The sequence below is a fragment of the Variovorax ginsengisoli genome (assembly GCF_030811835.1).
GTDB lineage: Bacteria > Pseudomonadota > Gammaproteobacteria > Burkholderiales > Burkholderiaceae_C > Variovorax > Variovorax ginsengisoli_C.
In genome coordinates this window covers 377,710-394,051 of record NZ_JAUSRO010000002.1, presented here as the reverse complement: position 1 = coordinate 394,051, position 16,342 = coordinate 377,710, and the positions used below count along the sequence as shown (strand labels likewise).

At 65.3% G+C, this 16,342-nt stretch carries 16 protein-coding genes and 1 tRNA gene; 4 read left to right on the top strand and 13 right to left on the bottom strand.

Annotated features, from left to right (window positions below):
- Positions 1-92 precede the first annotated feature (92 nt).
- The gene (gene secA / locus J2W36_RS04055) at positions 93-2,870 is read right to left on the bottom strand and encodes a preprotein translocase subunit SecA (protein ID WP_307688379.1); all 2,778 of its coding nucleotides are present in this window, start codon (positions 2,868-2,870) and stop codon (positions 93-95) included.
- Positions 2,871-3,038: 168 nt separating this feature from the next.
- Here secA and J2W36_RS04050 point away from each other — a divergent pair, with 168 nt between their 5' ends.
- A complete protein-coding gene (locus tag J2W36_RS04050) occupies positions 3,039-3,344 on the top strand; it encodes a hypothetical protein (protein WP_307688378.1) in 306 nt (101 codons plus the stop codon).
- Here the strand turns inward: J2W36_RS04050 and J2W36_RS04045 are convergent.
- Entirely contained in the window at positions 3,322-4,986 is a 1,665-nt protein-coding gene (locus tag J2W36_RS04045; RefSeq protein WP_307688377.1) for an adenylate/guanylate cyclase domain-containing protein, read from the bottom strand. The genes J2W36_RS04050 and J2W36_RS04045 overlap by 23 nt on opposite strands.
- A gap of 55 nt (positions 4,987-5,041) precedes the next feature.
- Between J2W36_RS04045 and J2W36_RS04040 the strand changes: the two genes are divergently transcribed.
- Positions 5,042-5,788 carry a Crp/Fnr family transcriptional regulator gene (locus J2W36_RS04040; RefSeq protein WP_307688376.1) on the top strand — a complete coding sequence of 249 codons (747 nt, stop codon included), beginning with the start codon at positions 5,042-5,044 and terminating at the stop codon, positions 5,786-5,788.
- On the opposite strand, the gene J2W36_RS04035 is transcribed toward J2W36_RS04040, so the two are convergent.
- The 8 genes from J2W36_RS04035 to petA form a co-directional block, all read right to left on the bottom strand.
- Positions 5,781-6,230 carry a DoxX family protein gene (locus tag J2W36_RS04035; RefSeq protein WP_307688375.1) on the bottom strand — a complete coding sequence of 150 codons (450 nt, stop codon included), beginning with the start codon at positions 6,228-6,230 and terminating at the stop codon, positions 5,781-5,783. The two genes, J2W36_RS04040 and J2W36_RS04035, sit on opposite strands and share 8 nt — an antisense overlap.
- Positions 6,231-6,239: 9 nt before the next feature.
- Positions 6,240-6,638, bottom strand: a complete 399-nt coding sequence (locus tag J2W36_RS04030) for an alpha/beta hydrolase (RefSeq protein WP_307688374.1) — start codon at positions 6,636-6,638, stop codon at positions 6,240-6,242.
- Between the two features lie 192 nt (positions 6,639-6,830).
- Positions 6,831-6,906 (bottom strand) — tRNA-Thr (locus J2W36_RS04025).
- A 31-nt stretch (positions 6,907-6,937) separates the two neighbouring features.
- Positions 6,938-7,495, bottom strand: a complete 558-nt coding sequence (locus tag J2W36_RS04020) for a ClpXP protease specificity-enhancing factor (RefSeq protein ID WP_307688373.1) — start codon at positions 7,493-7,495, stop codon at positions 6,938-6,940.
- Positions 7,496-7,555: 60 nt separating this feature from the next.
- Positions 7,556-8,167 (bottom strand): glutathione S-transferase N-terminal domain-containing protein, encoded by a 612-nt coding sequence (locus tag J2W36_RS04015; RefSeq protein ID WP_307688372.1) that lies wholly within the window; start codon positions 8,165-8,167, stop codon positions 7,556-7,558.
- 96 nt (positions 8,168-8,263) lie between these two features.
- Positions 8,264-9,019: a cytochrome c1 gene (locus tag J2W36_RS04010; protein ID WP_307688371.1), complete on the bottom strand. Its 756-nt coding sequence runs from the start codon at positions 9,017-9,019 to the stop codon at positions 8,264-8,266.
- Between the two features lie 16 nt (positions 9,020-9,035).
- The gene (locus J2W36_RS04005; protein WP_307688438.1) at positions 9,036-10,472 is read right to left on the bottom strand and encodes a cytochrome b; all 1,437 of its coding nucleotides are present in this window, start codon (positions 10,470-10,472) and stop codon (positions 9,036-9,038) included.
- An 11-nt stretch (positions 10,473-10,483) separates the two neighbouring features.
- Positions 10,484-11,098: a ubiquinol-cytochrome c reductase iron-sulfur subunit gene (gene petA / locus J2W36_RS04000; RefSeq protein ID WP_307688370.1), complete on the bottom strand. Its 615-nt coding sequence runs from the start codon at positions 11,096-11,098 to the stop codon at positions 10,484-10,486.
- Positions 11,099-11,264: 166 nt separating this feature from the next.
- Between petA and mscL the strand changes: the two genes are divergently transcribed.
- Complete coding sequence (mscL, locus tag J2W36_RS03995) at positions 11,265-11,696, top strand: large conductance mechanosensitive channel protein MscL (RefSeq protein WP_307688369.1); 432 nt, start codon at positions 11,265-11,267, stop codon at positions 11,694-11,696.
- Here the strand turns inward: mscL and pdxA are convergent.
- From pdxA to J2W36_RS03980, 3 genes are read right to left on the bottom strand one after another with little or no spacing between them, the layout of a single operon-like run.
- The gene (pdxA, locus tag J2W36_RS03990) at positions 11,683-12,735 is read right to left on the bottom strand and encodes a 4-hydroxythreonine-4-phosphate dehydrogenase PdxA (RefSeq protein WP_307688368.1); all 1,053 of its coding nucleotides are present in this window, start codon (positions 12,733-12,735) and stop codon (positions 11,683-11,685) included. The genes mscL and pdxA overlap by 14 nt on opposite strands.
- A 14-nt stretch (positions 12,736-12,749) precedes the next feature.
- The gene (locus J2W36_RS03985) at positions 12,750-13,523 is read right to left on the bottom strand and encodes a Nif3-like dinuclear metal center hexameric protein (protein ID WP_307688367.1); all 774 of its coding nucleotides are present in this window, start codon (positions 13,521-13,523) and stop codon (positions 12,750-12,752) included.
- Positions 13,520-14,857, bottom strand: coding sequence for an MFS transporter (locus tag J2W36_RS03980; RefSeq protein ID WP_307688366.1), 1,338 nt, complete (start codon positions 14,855-14,857; stop codon positions 13,520-13,522). The genes J2W36_RS03985 and J2W36_RS03980 overlap by 4 nt, the downstream gene beginning before the upstream one ends.
- A 305-nt stretch (positions 14,858-15,162) precedes the next feature.
- Here J2W36_RS03980 and J2W36_RS03975 point away from each other — a divergent pair, with 305 nt between their 5' ends.
- Entirely contained in the window at positions 15,163-16,323 is a 1,161-nt protein-coding gene (locus J2W36_RS03975; protein WP_307688365.1) for a trypsin-like peptidase domain-containing protein, read from the top strand.
- The last annotated feature ends 19 nt before the right edge of the window (positions 16,324-16,342 follow it).

The window sequence follows — 16,342 nt, the reverse complement described above, 5'->3', positions numbered from 1 at the left end:
AGTACCACGGGCCGGCTTTGCCGTGCCGCAGGCGTTGTCCCCTGGCAGGGGCTTGGCCCAGCGACACGACATGCGCGCTGGCCGGTAGCGGATCATGACAACTTACCGTGACACTGCTTGAACTTCTTGCCGCTGCCGCACGGGCAGGGGTCGTTGCGGCCGACGCGGGCGAACGCAGCAGCTTCGGCATTCAACGCACCGGCAGCGACACGGCGCTGGCTTTCTTCGTCGACGCGCACTTCGACATCGCCGGTTTCGGTCGGCGCGGTGTAGGTGATGTTGGCAATCGCCTCTGCGCGGCTCTCCAGCGTTTCGGCCGCTTCCTCGAGCTGCTCGGTCGACTGCACGCGCACGGTCATCAGCTGGCGGGTGACTTCGTTCTTGACCGAGTCGAGCAGCTGGCCGAAGAGCTCGAACGCTTCGCGCTTGTACTCCTGCTTGGGTTGCTTTTGCGCATAGCCACGCAGATGGATGCCCTGGCGCAGATAGTCGAGCGAGGCCAGATGTTCGCGCCAGTGCGTGTCGATGCTCTGCAGCAGCACCATGCGTTCGAACTGCATGAAGTTTTCACGACCAATCTGCGCGACCTTGGCGTTGAAGGCCGCATGCGCCGCCTGCACCACTTTGTCGACCACGTCCTCGTCTGAAATGGCGGTGGCAGCCTCGACGTCCTTGCGCAGCGGAATCTCCAGACCCCACTCGTTGCCCAGCGTACGCTCCAGGCCGGCCAGGTCCCACTGCTCTTCGACCGATTCGGCCGGCACGAACTGGCGCGACAGGTCGGTGAAACAGCCTTCGCGCAGCGCCTCGATCTGCGGCTCGAGCTCGCTGGCATCGAGGATGTCGTTGCGCTGCTGGTAGATCACCTTGCGCTGATCGTTGGACACGTCGTCGTATTCGAGCAGCTGCTTGCGCACGTCGAAGTTGCGCGCCTCGACCTTGCGCTGCGCGCTCTCGATGCTGCGGGTCACGATGCCGGCTTCGATGGCTTCGCCGTCGGGCATCTTCAGGCGGTCCATGATCGCCTTGACGCGGTCGCCCGCGAAGATGCGCATCAGCGGATCGTCCAGGCTCAGGTAGAAGCGCGATGAACCCGGATCGCCCTGGCGGCCCGAACGCCCGCGCAACTGGTTGTCGATGCGGCGCGATTCATGCCGTTCGGTGGCGATGATGCGCAGGCCGCCGAGCGCCTTGATGGCCTCGTGGTCCTTCATCCATTCGGAGCGGATGCGGGCGACCTCGGCCTGCTTGGACGCTTCGTCGCGCGTCTCGTCCTGCTCGACGGCTTCGATCAGCTTCTCGATGTTGCCGCCCAGCACGATGTCGGTACCACGACCGGCCATGTTGGTGGCGATGGTGATCATCTTGGCGCGACCTGCCTGCGCCACGATGTCGGCTTCGCGGGCATGCTGCTTGGCGTTGAGCACCTGGTGCGGCAGATCGGCCTTGGTGAGCAGCGCGTCGATGATCTCCGAGTTCTCGATCGACGAGGTCCCCACCAGCACGGGCTGGCCGCGCTCGTAGCATTCGCGGATGTCCTGGATGGCCGCCTCGTACTTCTCGCGCGTCGTCTTGTAGACGCGGTCGAGCTGGTCGTCGCGCTTGCTCACGCGGTTGGGCGGAATGATCACGGTCTCCAGACCGTAGATCTCCTGGAATTCGTAGGCTTCGGTGTCGGCCGTGCCGGTCATGCCCGAGAGCTTGTTGTACAGACGGAAGTAGTTCTGGAAGGTGATGGACGCCAGCGTCTGGTTCTCGGCCTGGATCTCCACGCCTTCCTTGGCTTCCACGGCCTGGTGCAGGCCGTCGCTCCAGCGGCGGCCCGTCATCAGCCGTCCGGTGAATTCATCGACGATCACGACCTCGCCCTGCTGCACGACATAGTGCTGGTCGCGGTGGTACAGATGCCGGGCGCGCAACGCGGCATTCAGGTGGTGCATCAGCGTGATGTTGGCCGGATCGTAGAGCGACGCGCCCTCGGGCAGCAGCTTGAATTCAGACAGCAGCTGTTCAGCCTTCTCGTGGCCGTCTTCGGTCAGAAAGACCTGGTGGGTCTTTTCGTCGACCGTGAAGTCGCCCGGCGTGATCACGCCCTGGCCGGTCATCGGGTCGGCCTCGCCGATCTGCTTGGTCAGCAGCGGTACGACCTTGTTGATCGCCAGGTAGGTGTCGGTGTGGTCCTCGGCCTGGCCACTGATGATCAGGGGCGTGCGCGCCTCGTCGATCAGGATGGAGTCGACCTCGTCGATGATCGCGAAATTCAGCTTGCGCTGCACGCGGTCCGACGCTTCGTAGACCATGTTGTCGCGCAGGTAATCGAAGCCGTACTCGTTGTTGGTACCGTAGGTGATGTCGCTGGCGTAGGCCTGCTGCTTCTCGTCCTTGGGCGCCTGCGGCAGGTTGATGCCCACGCTCAGGCCCAGGAAGTTGTAGAGCCGGCCCATCCAGCGCGCGTCGCGGCTGGCAAGGTAATCGTTGACGGTGACCACGTGCACACCGTTGCCCGACAGTGCATTGAGGTAGACGGGCAGCGTCGAGGTGAGCGTCTTGCCTTCGCCGGTTCGCATTTCGGCGATCTTGCCGTTGTGCAAAGCCATGCCGCCCAGCATCTGCACGTCGAAGTGGCGCATCTTCATGACGCGCTTGGAGCCTTCGCGCACCGTGGCGAAGGCCTCGGGCAGCAGGTCGTCGAGCGATTCGCCCTTGGCAAAGCGTGCCTTGAACTCCTCGGTCTTGGCGCGCAGCGCATCGTCGGTGAGCGCCTCGAAACTGGGCTCGAGCGCATTGATGCGTTCGACCGTCTTGCGGTACTGCTTGAGAAGACGGTCGTTGCGACTGCCGAAAAGTTGGGTCAGGAAGTTGGTTGCCATGTGTGGAGGATCGACGCGCGCCCGTTACAGGCAGGCACTGTGACCGAAATCCCTAAGATATGGTGTGAGCAGATGGGTGCACTTCCCCGGAAAGCAAGCGGACCCGGCCAGCCCGAAAGCCGACAAACCGCCCATTTTAGCCACCTGGTACCCTTCCTCCTTGTCCGCATGAACCGACGATTCGCACCCTTCACCCTGCAGCAGGCCGCCGACGGCTCCCCGACCCTGGCAGGGCTGCTTGCCCGGGCGCGCGACACGGGCCAGCGGCTGCAGGCCGTGCAGGACCTGATTCCCGAGGCCATGCGCGCAGCCGTGCAGGCCGGCCCGGCCGAAGGCGACGTCTGGTGCCTGCTGGTCACAGGCAGCGCGGCAGCGGCCAAATTGCGCCAGCTGACACCGGCGATGGTGCTGCGGCTGCGCAACAAGGGCTGGGACGTCGCCACCATCCGCCTCAAGGTGCAGGCGCGGCGCTGAGCGCCGGTGCCCGCACCCGCAGCACGGCGAGCGACTCCGACCGGCCACGCACACTCACGTGCTCGACCGCGCCCAGTTGATCGGCCACGCCCGCCTGCATGGCCACGAACAGCGACACGACCAGCCGCGCGTCGGCTGTCTTGGCATGGTCCTGCAGGCGGCTGGCCGTGTTCACCACTTCGCCGACCGCCGTGAAGGTGGTGGTCTCCAGATACCCGACTTCGCCGATCGCCGTCCGTCCGGCGTGCAGCCCCATGCCGAAGTCGAGCCGATGGCCGAACTGGGCCTCAAAGCCAGCGCTCCAGGCATCCATGCGGTCACCAATGCATTCGGCCGCGCGCAAGGCCTGGCGGCAGGCCGTGGGCAGATCGACGTCCAGCCCGAAGATCGCCATGACGCTGTCGCCGATGAACTGGTTGGGCAGACCGCCGCTTTCGCGCACCGCCTCGCCCACGATGGCGAAGTAGCGGTCGAGCACGTAGACGAGGTCAGCGGGCCATTGCCGCTCTGCCAGCCCCGACCAGCGCCGCAGATCCACGAACAGCACGGCCACATCGCGCTCCCGCCCGAAGCGCCCGAACGGCACGCCGCCAGTTGCTTCGGGCAGTGGTGAAAACAAGGGCGTCACCTGCAGGTCGCCGGTGGGTCGCAACTGACAAGCCAGTCGCACGCCATCGGGCGCATGCACCCGCGCCAGCGTGCGCAGCTCGTCACGTCCCGGGGCGTTCATGTGCGTGGCCGGTCCCACCACGCGCACACGGCAGGTCGAGCATCGGGCACGGCCACCACAGACCGACAGATGCGGCACGCCATGCGCGCGGCTCGCCTCCAGCACCGACCAGCCCTGCGGCACGCGCAGCGCACGGGCCGGGTACTGCAAGGTGACCCACGCCGCCCCCGTGCGCCACGTCCAACGCCGCCGCGCCCACCGGCCGGCCAGCAAAGCAGCCAGCGCCAGCACATAGAAGACCTCGAAACGCTGTCCGGCCTCGTCAATGGCCACGCTTTGCGCGGGTGTCGGCGCGCGGGCGCTGTGCAGGTCGTTCCATTGGAGTTCGCGTCCCATGGAGAGAAAGCCCGCAGCAGCGAGCACCGGCAGCAGTACCGCCAGCGCAAACCACAGATGAAATCCGCGGCGGTATGCGGCCCGCGCACGCAGCGCCAGGTGCAAACCCAGGCAGCCGTGTGCCCAGGCTGCCGTCATCAGCGCCCACTGGAAGCTGACGCCCTCCACGCTCCACAGCCCCCGTACGACGCGGGTGTAGGAGCCTTCGAGTGCGAAGACTTCGTAGGCCCAGCGCATGGCCGCGAGGTGGCCGGCCATCAGCAGCGGCAGCGAAAAACCGAGCGCCATGCGAATCGCCTCGATGTACGGCATGCGCAGCGTGCGGCGCTCCCAGAGCGCAAGCAGCGCCAGGCCCCCATGGATCAGCGCCGCGCCATAGAGCAGCAGGCTGCCCGGCAGGCTGTGCCAGAAGCCGCGCAACACGGTGAGCAGCGCCTCGGCGGCGGCCAGCGAGACCAGGCCCGTCGCATGGTTGAGCAGATGCAGTGCGGCGTAGAACATCAGCACCAGGCCGCTGGTCCAGCGCAGGTTGCGACGTGTTGGCAGATAGGCGAAAAAGAGGGAACGTCGGTCCATGCGAAGCTTCAAAGCGGGACCCGAGCATAATCCGCGCCCTCTTTCAGCCTCCCGCATGACCGAACCGATCCCACGCTCCAGCCTGGCCCTGCGCCGCATCGCGCTGCTTGACGGCCTTTCAGATCAACGTCTCGACCAACTGGCGCAGCAGTGCCTGTGGCACACCGTGGACGCGGAGCGATGGCTGGTGACGCGTGCCGACGACGGCGGGGAGGTGTATTTTCTCGTTTCCGGGCAGGTACGGGTGACGACCTACTCGGCCAGCGGTCGCCAGGTGACCTTTCGTGATGGTGATGCGGGTGAGCATTTCGGCGACATCGCCGCCGTCGACGGCCTGCCACGCTCGGCCGACGTGGTCACGCTCGCGCCCAGCGTGGTGGCCAGCCTGGACCGTGAGGCGTTTCGCGCCTTGCTGCGCGAAGAACCGCTGGTGGCCGAGCGCGTGATGCTGCGGCTCGCTGCGCTGGTACGCCAGTTGTCCGAACGCGTGATCGACCTGAGTACGCTGGGCGTTCAGAACCGGCTGCATGCCGAGCTTCTGCGCATCGCGCGGCTCGCCGGTGTCGTCGACAACGAGGCGCGCTTGTCACCTCCGCCGCGGCATGCGGTGCTGGCCAGCCAGATCAGCACCAACCGGGAACAGGTCACGCGCGAGCTCAACGTACTCGCACGCGAAGGCTTGCTGCGCAAGGAAGACCAGGCCCTGGTGCTCACCGACGTCCGGACGCTCGCCGAACGGGTGGCCCTGGTTCGTGGCGAGACGCTGGACGACGCAGTCCTGCGCGCTCACAAGCTCAGTTGAAGCGGCCGGCCTTGCCGCCGATGCTCAGGCGACCAGCACCGAGCAGCACCACGGCCAGCGCACCGAACAGGAAAAGGCCCTGCAACTCCAGCGCCCAGCCGCCCTGCTTGCCGATGGTGAACAGGCTGCCCATGTGCACCAGCGCAAAGGCAATGACCATGTTGAATGCCACGACGGCCGCTGCGGCGCGTGTCCACAGCCCGACGATCATCAGCAGGGGCGCGATCACCTCGCCCACGTAAACCAGGTAGCCGATGGAGCCCGGCAACCCGGCCTTCTCGAGCATTGATACCACGAAGCCAGGTCCGGTCGACAGCTTGGCGATGCCGTGCAGCAGGATCAGCAAGCCGATGGTCAAACGCAGCAGCAGCTTGCCTGCGTCGTCGAGCCGCTCGGCGGTGTGGGGCGCCAGCACGCCGATCGGAGGGGTCGCATTGGACATCTTTGCGCCTTATTTCGCCAAGACGCCATTGTCGGCAGAAGCCTGGCGCGACGTGGCGAGTGAGCCCTGGGTGTAGGCCATCGGCACGACACTGTTCACGAAGGCCTTGCGGTCGAGGTTCTGGTTGGGTGCATGGGCAGTGGCAACTGCTTCGGCGCGCACGTCGTTGCGCGCACGGTCGACAGGCAGCGTGGCCACACCGTAGGAGCCGTCAATGGCCTCGCCGGCACGCAGCAGTTGGCCGCCGCGCTGGGCTGCGAGCAATTGGGCCTGCACGTCGGCGCGCTGCAGGGCGCCCACGAACGGGGTCTGCTTTTCCGGGGCCTGATCGCCCTCGCCGGCAGCAAAGGCGGAACCCGCGAACAGAACGCAGGCCACGGTGCCAGCAACGATGGTGAACTTCTTCATGGTCATTTCCTTCAAGGAGAGTGGGAATGACGCAAGTCTAGAAACGCACCACGGCCCTGAAAGTGCGTTTACGCACACGTTCGCGCAGAAAGGCCGCCCGCCAGCAACGGCATCCATCAGGCAACAAAAAAACCCCTGGGCGGTACACCAAGGGGTTGAGAGCTGTCCGCGGCCACGCCGGGACATGAAAGATGGTGCCGCTTGTCGGAATCGAACTGACGACCTACCGCTTACAAGGCGGTTGCTCTACCAACTGAGCTAAAGCGGCGTGGGTGCGCATTCTAGCCGCACCCGATGTGTCACTTGATGCGCTTGAGCGACGGCCTGGCCCCACCTGCCGGAGGGCGTGGGGGCTCGTCGCCGTCCGGCTTGGCCTCGCCCGCGCCGTCGGTCGCCTCATCGGCGACCAGATGAACGACCTTGGCCGCATCGCCTTCGTTTCCACGGGATGCGTCGCGCAGCGGCATGCGCGCCGGCCCACTTGCCGCAACGGGCGACGACGGCTCGCCATCACCCGATGCGGAGACTGCAGGCGGCGGCGCCGGAAAGGCCATGCCCTGCCCGTTTTCGCGCGCGTAAATGGCGATCACACGTCCGATCGGCACCTGGATCTCGCGTGCAGTGCCCGCAAAACGGGCCTTGAACTCGATGAAGTCGTTGCCCAGCTTGAGCGAACTGGTCGCATCGAAGCTGATGTTCAGCACGATCTCGCCATTCTTCACGTACTCGCGCGGGACCAGGACGGTTTCGTCGACCTGCACAGCGACATAGGGCGTGAACCCATTGTCAGTGCACCATTCATACAGCGCCCGAATGAGGTACGGGCGGGTCGAAGATGATTCGAGCGCGTTGATCATGAAATTGAAAGCAATAGGCGAAGCGACGCGAACTGTGCGCAGCCTGGGAATGAACCCATTTTATTTGCGCATGACCTTTTCGGACGGCGTCAGCGCCTCGATGTAGGCCGGGCGGGAGAAGATGCGCTCGGCGTACTTGAGCAGCGGTGCGGCATTCTTGCTGAGGTCAATGCCGTAATAGTCCAGGCGCCAGAGCAGCGGCGCGATGGCCACATCGAGCATCGAGAAGTTGTCGCCCAGCATGTACTTGTTCTTCAAGAACACGGGAGCGAGCTGCGTGAGGCGATCGCGGATGTGCGCACGGGCCTTTTCCAGTGCTTTGTCGTTGCCCTTGGCCGTGCGGTTCTCCAGCGCCGAAACGTGCACGAACAGTTCCTTCTCGAAGTTGAGCAGGAACAGGCGCACGCGCGCACGGTCGACCGGGTCGCCGGGCATCAGTTGGGGGTGCGGAAAGCGCTCGTCGATGTACTCGTTGATGATATTCGACTCGTACAGGATCAGGTCGCGCTCGACCAGGATCGGCACCTGTCCGTACGGATTCATCACGCTGATGTCTTCGGGCTTGTTGTAGAGATCCACATCGCGAATCTCGAAGTCCATGCCCTTTTCAAACAGAACGAAGCGGCAGCGGTGGGAAAAAGGGCAGGTCGTACCTGAATACAGAACCATCATGGCGAGAGACTCCTAAAAATCAAAAAGAGTGGGTCGCGTTGGCAACCCACTCTGAGGGACCAGGCACACAGGGTGTGCCGATCGGCATCGGACCGGCTACTTGACGTCTTTCCAGAACGCCGCGTTCAGCCGCCAAACGAAGACCACCGCCATCGAAAGGAACAGCAGCACCCACACCCCGATGCGCACACGGGTGTTTTGGGCAGGTTCGGCCATCCATTCCAGATAACCGACCAGGTCGCCGACGGCCTGATCGTACTGGAGTGGCGTCATGGTACCCGGCGTGACCTGTTCCCAACCCTTGAACACGTCCACTTCATGGCCGTGTTGTTCGACCTTGGTGTAGACGGGACGGCGTTCGCCTTGCAGTTCCCAGAGCGCATGCGGCATGGCCACACTGGGAAAAGCCAAATTGTTCCAGCCGGTGGCCTTGGTCTCGTCGCGGTAGTAGGTGCGCAGGTAGGTGTAGAGGTAGTCAGCGCCCGTGCCACCATGTCCGGCGCGCGAGCGTGCGACCAGCGTCAGGTCGGGCGGCGTCGCGCCGAACCAGTCCTTGGCCTGGCGCGCATCGATGTTGGCCTTCATGGTCTCCCCGACCTTGTCGGTCGTGAAAAGCAGGTTGTCCTTGATCTGCTGCTCGGTGATGCCAATGTCCTGCAGGCGGTTGTAGCGCATGAAGGCCGCCGAATGACAGCCCAGGCAGTAGTTGACGAACAGCTTGGCGCCGTTTTGCAAGGCCGCCACGTCGTTGGTCTTGTTGGGCGCCTTGTCCCAGGCGATACCGCCTTCGGCTGCATGGGCGCCCGCCAGCAGACCCAACGAAGCGATCAGCGTGAGGATGAGTTTTTTCATTCTTGTCGTCTCCCGATCAGTGGCCGGCGAAGACCACGCGGTCGGGCACAGGCTTGGGCTCGCCCAGTTGGCTCCACCACGGCATCAGAAGGAAGAAGCCGAAGTACAGCAGCGTGCCGATCTGCGAGACCGTCTGGGCAATGTCCAGCGCGAACGACCCGATGACCAGATTGCCCCACACGCCCGGCGGCTGGATGCCCAGGTAACCGAGGATGAGGAAGAAGAAGACGAACACGCCATACACGTACTTGTGCCAGCTCGGCCGATAGCGGATCGACCGCACCGGGCTGTGGTCGAGCCAGGGCAGGAAGAACAGGATGATGACCGAGCCACCCATCACCACCACGCCCCAGAACTTGGCATCGAAGGACTTGAGCAGCAAGATGGCGATGGCCGCAACGACCACCACGGCCACCTTCAGGAACGTCGCCGACTTGCCCTTGACGAAGTTGAGGATGGCAGCGCCAGCGATGATCAGCGCGAACACGTTCACCATGTCATCGGTGGTCGCACGCAGCATCGAATAGAAGGGCGTGAAGTACCAGACCGGCGCGATGTGATTGGGTGTCTTGAGAGAATCGGCCGGGATGAAGTTGTTGTACTCCAGGAAATAGCCACCTGCCTCCGGCGCGAAGAAGATCACGGCAGAGAAGATCGTGAGGAACACCACCACGCCGAAGATGTCATGCACCGTGTAGTACGGATGCGAGGGAATGCCGTCGAGCGGATGGCCGTCCGGGCCGCGATTCGCCTTGATCTCGATACCGTCCGGATTGTTGGAGCCCACTTCGTGCAGTGCGATCAGGTGGGCCACCACGAGGCCCAGCAGCACGAGCGGCACGGCAATCACGTGGAAGCTGAAGAAGCGATTCAGCGTGGCGTCGCTCACCACGTAGTCGCCGCGAATCAGCAGCGCCAAGTCAGGACCGATGAATGGAATGGCTGCGAACAGGTTCACGATGACCTGGGCGCCCCAGTAGGACATCTGGCCCCATGGCAGCAGGTAGCCCATGAACGCCTCGGCCATCAGGCACAGGAAGATCGCGCAGCCGAACACCCAGATCAGCTCGCGCGGCTTGCGGTAGCTGCCGTACATGAGACCGCGGAACATGTGCAGGTACACCACGATGAAGAACGCCGAAGCCCCCGTCGAGTGGATGTAGCGGATGAGCCAGCCCCAGGGCACGTCGCGCATGATGTACTCGACCGACGCGAAGGCCTGCGCGGCGTCCGGCTTGTAGTGCATCACGAGAAAGATGCCGGTCACGATCTGGATCACGAGAACCAGCATGGCCAGCGAACCGAAGATGTACCAGAAGTTGAAATTCTTTGGGGCGTAGTACTTGCCCCATTGATCGTTCCAGAGCTTGGTCAGCGGGAATCGGTTGTCGACCCAGTTGAGCAGCTTGTCGCCCGCAGGCGCGTTCGGCGAGATTTCCTTGAATTCGGCCATGGTCGTCTGCCTCAAGCTTTCTTGTCTTCGCCGATGAGCAGGCGCGTGTCCGACAGGTACATGTGCGGCGGGACAGGGAGGTTGTCCGGTGCCGGCTTGTTCTTGTACACGCGGCCCGCCAGGTCGAAAGTGGAGCCGTGGCACGGGCAGAGGAAGCCGCCCTCCCAGTCGGCCGGCAGCGACGGCTGCGGGCCCGACTGGAGCCGGTCGACCGGCGAGCAGCCCAGGTGGGTGCAGATGCCTACGACGACCAGCACCTCGGGCTTGATCGAACGCCCCTCGTTCTGCGCGTAGACGGGCGTGAATTCGTCAGGATGGCGCTTGGACTGCGGGTCGGCAAGCTGTGCGTCATGCTTGGGCAGCAAGGCGACCTGCTCGGGCGAGCGCCGCAGGATCCAGACCGGCTTGCCACGCCACTCGACCGTGATCTTCTCACCGACCTTGAGCGAGGCGATATCGACTTCGACCGGCGCCCCTGCCGCCTTGGCCTTTTCCGAAGGCTGGAAGGTGCTGACGAAGGGAATGGCAGTTGCCACGCCACCCACCGCACCGGCGCAGCCGGAGGCGATCAGCCATGTGCGCTTGCTGCTGTCGATTCGGGGGGCTCCGACGGGGGTCTCACTCATGGGTGTCCTCAATCTTCTCGTTGGGGTCTTCGGTCAACAGGGGATTGTACCGGAGCGATACAAGACGCTTCAACGCGGGAAGACACCTGTGCTACAGCACGGAAGTCCCGATTCTGCAGGTCCTATACTGCCGCCGGTCCAACAACGTCAATGCAGGGGGTTTTACATGAGCGTCATCAAGGAATTCCGCGAATTCGCGGTCAAGGGCAACGTCATTGACCTGGCAGTGGGCGTGATCATCGGCGGCGCGTTCGGCAAGATCGTCGATTCCCTGGTGGGCGACATCATCATGCCTTTGGTAGGGCTGGTGTTCGGCAAGCTGGACTTCTCCAACCTGTTCCTGGTGCTGGGCAGCGTGCCGTCCGGCGTGGCCCCCAACCTGGCCGACCTGAAGAAGGCCGGCGTGCCTGTGCTGGCCTATGGCAACTTCATCACGATCGCGGTGAATTTCGTGATCCTTGCCTTCGTGATTTTCGTGATGGTCAAGCAGATCAACCGACTGCGTCGCAAGGAAGAAGCCGCGCCCGCGGCGCCTGCAGCCCCGGCCGAGGACATCGTGCTGCTGCGCGAGATCCGCGACAGCCTCAAGCGCTCCTGAGCGCGCGCGGCGCGAGCGCACGCGCCATGCAGATCGCCTCGATCAGGCTCGAAGCGTCTGCAACGCCACGCCCGGCGATGTCGAATGCAGTCCCGTGATCGGGGCTCGTGCGCACCAGCGGCAACCCGAGCGTCACGTTGACGCCCTTGTCCACACCCAGGTACTTCACCGGGATGAGCCCCTGGTCGTGGTACATCGCGATCACCACATCGAACTCGCCCGGTCTGGCCGGCGTGGTCCGCGCCCGCATGAACACGGTGTCGGGCGCATAGGGGCCGTGCACGTCCATGCCCTCACCGCGGGCGGCCGCAACGGCCGGCGCAATGATGTCTCGCTCCTCGGTGCCGAAGAGGCCGCCTTCGCCTGCGTGCGGGTTCAGCCCTGCCACGCCGATGCGCGGCGCCCGCCCCAGCGCGGCATGCAGCGCGCCGTGCGCGATGCGGATCGTCGCGAGCACACCGTCGAACGTCACTGCCTCGATCGCCTGGCGCAAGGACATGTGGATGCTCACGAGCACCGTACGCAATTCGTCGTTGGCCAGCATCATGCGTACCGGCATTTGAGCCACCGGCACGCCGCCATGCGCCGCAGCTTCCGCCTGCAGCAGCTCGGTGTGGCCCGGAAAGCCGAAGCCGGCTGCAGCCAGTGACGCCTTGTGCAGTGGTGCCGTCACGATGGCGGCGATGTCACCGGCCAGCGCGGCCCGAGCGGCCCAGACCACGGCTTCGCCCGCTGCGCGCCCGGCGCTGGCACCCACCTCCCCCACCACGACGCCTTCGGGCGGCACGATCGCCTGCAGCACCGGGATGCATTGCGGCGGCGCGGCATGCACGTCGGCCACGTCATCCAGGACCGCCACGGGCAACGCGAGTCGACCCGCCCTGCCGAGCTGCTGGCTGGCAAAACGGATCGTGGCGACATCACCCGCCACGAAGCAGCCCCGCGTGAGCGCAGGGGCGTCGCGGAATGCCTTGACGATGATTTCCGGACCGATGCCGGCTGGGTCGCCCAGCGTGATGGCCATAGGGAGTGCTTGCATGCCGTGGGCCGACCTCAGGCCGGGTTGTCGATGTCGATGAACTCGTGCACCAGGCCAAGCTGGGCAGCCACATGGCCGGCCACTGCAGGCGCGCCATAGCGCTCGGTCGCGTGGTGCCCGCAGGCCAGGTAAGCCACGCCCATTTCGCGGGCGTAGTGGGCTTGGGGCTCGGAGATTTCGCCCGTGAGGAAGGCGTCTGCACCGGCGGCAATCGCCGCTTCGAAGTAGCCCTGTGCACCGCCTGTACACCAGGCAATGCGTCGTATCGGTCGTCGGGCACCATCGACCAGGGTGACCGGGCGGCCGAGCACGCCTTCGACGTGGCCGGCCAGGGCGTCGGCATCCGCGAAGGACTCGCCGCCGCTGCGTCCACCGATGCAGCCCAGTTGCTGCTCGCCGAACCTGCCCGCGGCACCCGGCTCTGCCAGCAGGCCCAACTGGAGCCCCAACTGGGCGTTGTTGCCCAGCTCCGGATGGGCATCGAGCGGCAGGTGGTAGGCGAAAAGGCTGACGTCGTCGCCCAGCAACAGGCCCAGGCGCTGGCGCATCCAGCCGGTCACGCGCCCATCCTGGCCACGCCAGAACAGGCCATGGTGCACGAAGATCGCGTCGGCCCGGGCGCGGATGGCCGCCTCGATGAGCGCACGACTGGCGGTCACCCCCGAGACGATCTTGTGCACGGTGGTGCGGCCTTCCACCTGAAGGCCATTCGGCCCGTAATCCTTGAAGCGCTCGGGCGCCAGCAGCAGATCGAAGGCGAGGAGAAGCTCGTGGCGGGTGGTGCTCATCCCCGCATTTTGAGGCCGGCCGGCGCCGGCCGCATCGCGTGGCCACGCGAAGCCATGGGCAACAACGCAAGCAGGAAACCGAGCAAGGACAAGGCAGCGACGTAATGCGCAGGCGCCATCAGGTCTTTCTGCAGCCACACGGTCAGGATGACCGGCGTCAGGCCGCCGAAGATGGCATAGGACATGTTGTAGGCGAAGGACAGGCCCGAAAAGCGCACCGGCGCCGGAAAAGCGCGCACACCCGCGATCGGCACCGTGGCGATGGTCCCGACGAACAGGCCGACCAGTCCGTAATGCCAGACCAGCGACGCTGGCGTGCCCGGCAGGCTCGTGTAGAACAGGTACGAGGCCCCGAACAGGCCGGCCCAGCCGACGAGCATGACCAGGCGCGTGCCGAGACGGTCGCAGGCCCATCCCACGATCACGCAGCCGATGGTCAGCATCAGCGTGGCGAAGGCATTGGCTTCGAGTGCGAGGGCGGCCGGCACCTGGTGCACCTTCTGCAGGTAGGTCGGTGTGTACAGGACCACCACCACGATCGCTGCGGACAGCACCCAGGTCAGCAGGCCCACGAAGAGGCTCGCGCCCCGATGGTCGCGCACCACGGTCTTGAGCGGCAGTTCGCGGGCCACGGTGCGGCGTTCGGCCAGCTCCTGGAACACCGGCGTCTCATGAAGGAACCGTCGCAGGTAGACCGACACCAGCCCGAACACGCCGCCCAGGATGAAAGGAATGCGCCAGGCATAGCCGCTGACTTCGGCCGGCGTGTAGTGCGTGTTGATGGCCACCGCGACGAGCGAGCCCAGCAGGATGCCACCCGTGATGCCCGCGGTCAGCGTGCCGACGGCGAACCCGTAACGGCGCGCTGGCACGTGTTCGGCCACGAAGACCCACGCGCCCGGCATTTCGCCGCCGATGGCTGCGCCCTGGAGCACGCGCATGGCCAGCAGGAGCAGCGGCGCCGCGATGCCGATCGTCGAATAGGTCGGCAACAGGCCGATCACCAGCGTCGGGGCAGCCATCAGGAAGATCGACAGCGTGAACATGCGCTTGCGCCCGAGGATGTCGCCGAAATGCGCAATGATCAGCCCGCCCACGGGGCGTGCCAGATAGCCCGCGGCGAAGATGCCGAAGGTCTGCAGCTGGCGCAGCCAGTCGGGCATGTCGGCAGGAAAGAACAGCGCGCCCAGCACGGTCGCGAAGAACACGTAGATCACGAAGTCGTAGAACTCGAGCGTGCCGCCCAGGGCCGACAGCGCCAGGGTCTTGTAGTCACGGGTGCCGAGCGTGCGGGCGGGCGCTGCCGCGGAGGCAGACGATGCTTTTGCAGTCATGGAAACACAAACAAACGGAGAGCAGAAGACGGCTCGGGCAACGAGTCCGACGGCAGATACGGGAGGAAGCAGACGGCGCGCAGGAATGGGGCGCGCCGCACCAGCACAGATACTGGAAGGCAATCCGCCCTCAAGACCGGCGATTTTAGGGGTTTCCCAGGGATTTCCCTGATACACCGGCCCAAGCCCCGCCGCACGGTGGCAGCACGCCCCTCATGGCCAGACGCGCTGAGGGACAATGTCGCCTCGAGGCTGCCGCGCCGCGGCACCCGCCTGTTCCTGCTCCTGCCCTACCCGTCCTCTTCATGAAACGCACCTGGCTGCTCTTCGCCCAAGCCGTGACCGTCCTGCTCGCGGCCTATTTTGTCGTCGCAACGCTCAAGCCCGAATGGCTCAACCGGCGCGGCACGCTCGGCGGCATCGTCTCCGTGGTGGAGGCCCCCGGCACCGGCGTGCCGTCGACCGCACCGGGCAGTCTGTCGATGGCGGCCAAGAAGGCCTCGCCGGCCGTGGTGAGCATCAACACCAGCAAGGCGGCGCAGCGCAATCCGCGCGCCAACGACCCCTGGTTTCGCTTCTTCTTCGGTGACCAGGGCGCCGACCAGCCGCAGGTCGGCCTGGGCAGCGGCGTGATCGTGAGCCCTGACGGGTACGTGCTGACCAACAACCATGTGGTCGACGGCGCCGACGAGATCGACGTGACGCTCAACGACGGCCGCCATGCGCGCGGCAAGGTGATCGGCACCGACCCCGATACCGACCTGGCCGTGCTCAAGATCGAGCTCGACAAGCTGCCGGTGATCGTGCTGGGCAACTCCGACGCGCTGCAGGTCGGCGATCAGGTGCTGGCCATCGGCAACCCCTTCGGCGTCGGCCAGACCGTGACCAGCGGCATCGTCTCGGCGCTGGGCCGCAACCAGCTGGGCATCAACATGTTCGAGAACTTCATCCAGACCGACGCCGCAATCAATCCTGGCAATTCGGGCGGTGCGCTGGTCGACGTCAACGGCAACCTCGAAGGCATCAACACCGCCATCTACTCCCGTTCCGGCGGCAGCATGGGCATCGGCTTCGCGATTCCCGTGTCGATGGCCAAGCAGGTCCTCAGCGACATCGTGACCGAAGGCAAGGTCACGCGAGGCTGGATCGGCGTCGAGCCGAACGACCTGTCGCCCGAACTGGCCGAAACGTTTGGCGTGAAAGCGAACAAGGGCGTGATCATCACCGGCGTCCTTCAGAACGGCCCCGCAGCGCGCGCCGGCATCCGCCCGGGCGACGTGATCACGGCCGTCGGCGAGCAGCAGATCGGCAACGTGCAGGAGCTGCTGACCGCAGTCGCCGGCTTGAAGCCAGGCCAGGATTCGCGCTTCGCCTTGCAGCGCGGCAGCGACCGGATGGAACTGAACGTGGTTCCTGGCCTTCGCCCCAAGACGCCTGTGCGGCGCAACCCAGGGGAGCCGGAGTAGCCGGCGAGCGGGCAGCCCG

Excerpts from the sequence above, each read along its gene's own strand:
- secA (WP_307688379.1), bottom strand. The coding sequence starts at position 2,870 with ATGGCAACCAACTTCCTGACCCAACTTTTCGGCAGTCGCAACGACCGT.
- J2W36_RS04050 (WP_307688378.1), top strand. The coding sequence starts at position 3,039 with ATGAACCGACGATTCGCACCCTTCACCCTGCAGCAGGCCGCCGACGGC.
- J2W36_RS04045 (WP_307688377.1), bottom strand. The coding sequence starts at position 4,986 with ATGGACCGACGTTCCCTCTTTTTCGCCTATCTGCCAACACGTCGCAAC.
- J2W36_RS04040 (WP_307688376.1), top strand. The coding sequence starts at position 5,042 with ATGACCGAACCGATCCCACGCTCCAGCCTGGCCCTGCGCCGCATCGCG.
- J2W36_RS04035 (WP_307688375.1), bottom strand. The coding sequence starts at position 6,230 with ATGTCCAATGCGACCCCTCCGATCGGCGTGCTGGCGCCCCACACCGCC.
- J2W36_RS04030 (WP_307688374.1), bottom strand. The coding sequence starts at position 6,638 with ATGAAGAAGTTCACCATCGTTGCTGGCACCGTGGCCTGCGTTCTGTTC.
- J2W36_RS04020 (WP_307688373.1), bottom strand. The coding sequence starts at position 7,495 with ATGATCAACGCGCTCGAATCATCTTCGACCCGCCCGTACCTCATTCGG.
- J2W36_RS04015 (WP_307688372.1), bottom strand. The coding sequence starts at position 8,167 with ATGATGGTTCTGTATTCAGGTACGACCTGCCCTTTTTCCCACCGCTGC.
- J2W36_RS04010 (WP_307688371.1), bottom strand. The coding sequence starts at position 9,019 with ATGAAAAAACTCATCCTCACGCTGATCGCTTCGTTGGGTCTGCTGGCG.
- J2W36_RS04005 (WP_307688438.1), bottom strand. The coding sequence starts at position 10,472 with ATGGCCGAATTCAAGGAAATCTCGCCGAACGCGCCTGCGGGCGACAAG.
- petA (WP_307688370.1), bottom strand. The coding sequence starts at position 11,098 with ATGAGTGAGACCCCCGTCGGAGCCCCCCGAATCGACAGCAGCAAGCGC.
- mscL (WP_307688369.1), top strand. The coding sequence starts at position 11,265 with ATGAGCGTCATCAAGGAATTCCGCGAATTCGCGGTCAAGGGCAACGTC.
- pdxA (WP_307688368.1), bottom strand. The coding sequence starts at position 12,735 with ATGCAAGCACTCCCTATGGCCATCACGCTGGGCGACCCAGCCGGCATC.
- J2W36_RS03985 (WP_307688367.1), bottom strand. The coding sequence starts at position 13,523 with ATGAGCACCACCCGCCACGAGCTTCTCCTCGCCTTCGATCTGCTGCTG.
- J2W36_RS03980 (WP_307688366.1), bottom strand. The coding sequence starts at position 14,857 with ATGACTGCAAAAGCATCGTCTGCCTCCGCGGCAGCGCCCGCCCGCACG.
- J2W36_RS03975 (WP_307688365.1), top strand. The coding sequence starts at position 15,163 with ATGAAACGCACCTGGCTGCTCTTCGCCCAAGCCGTGACCGTCCTGCTC.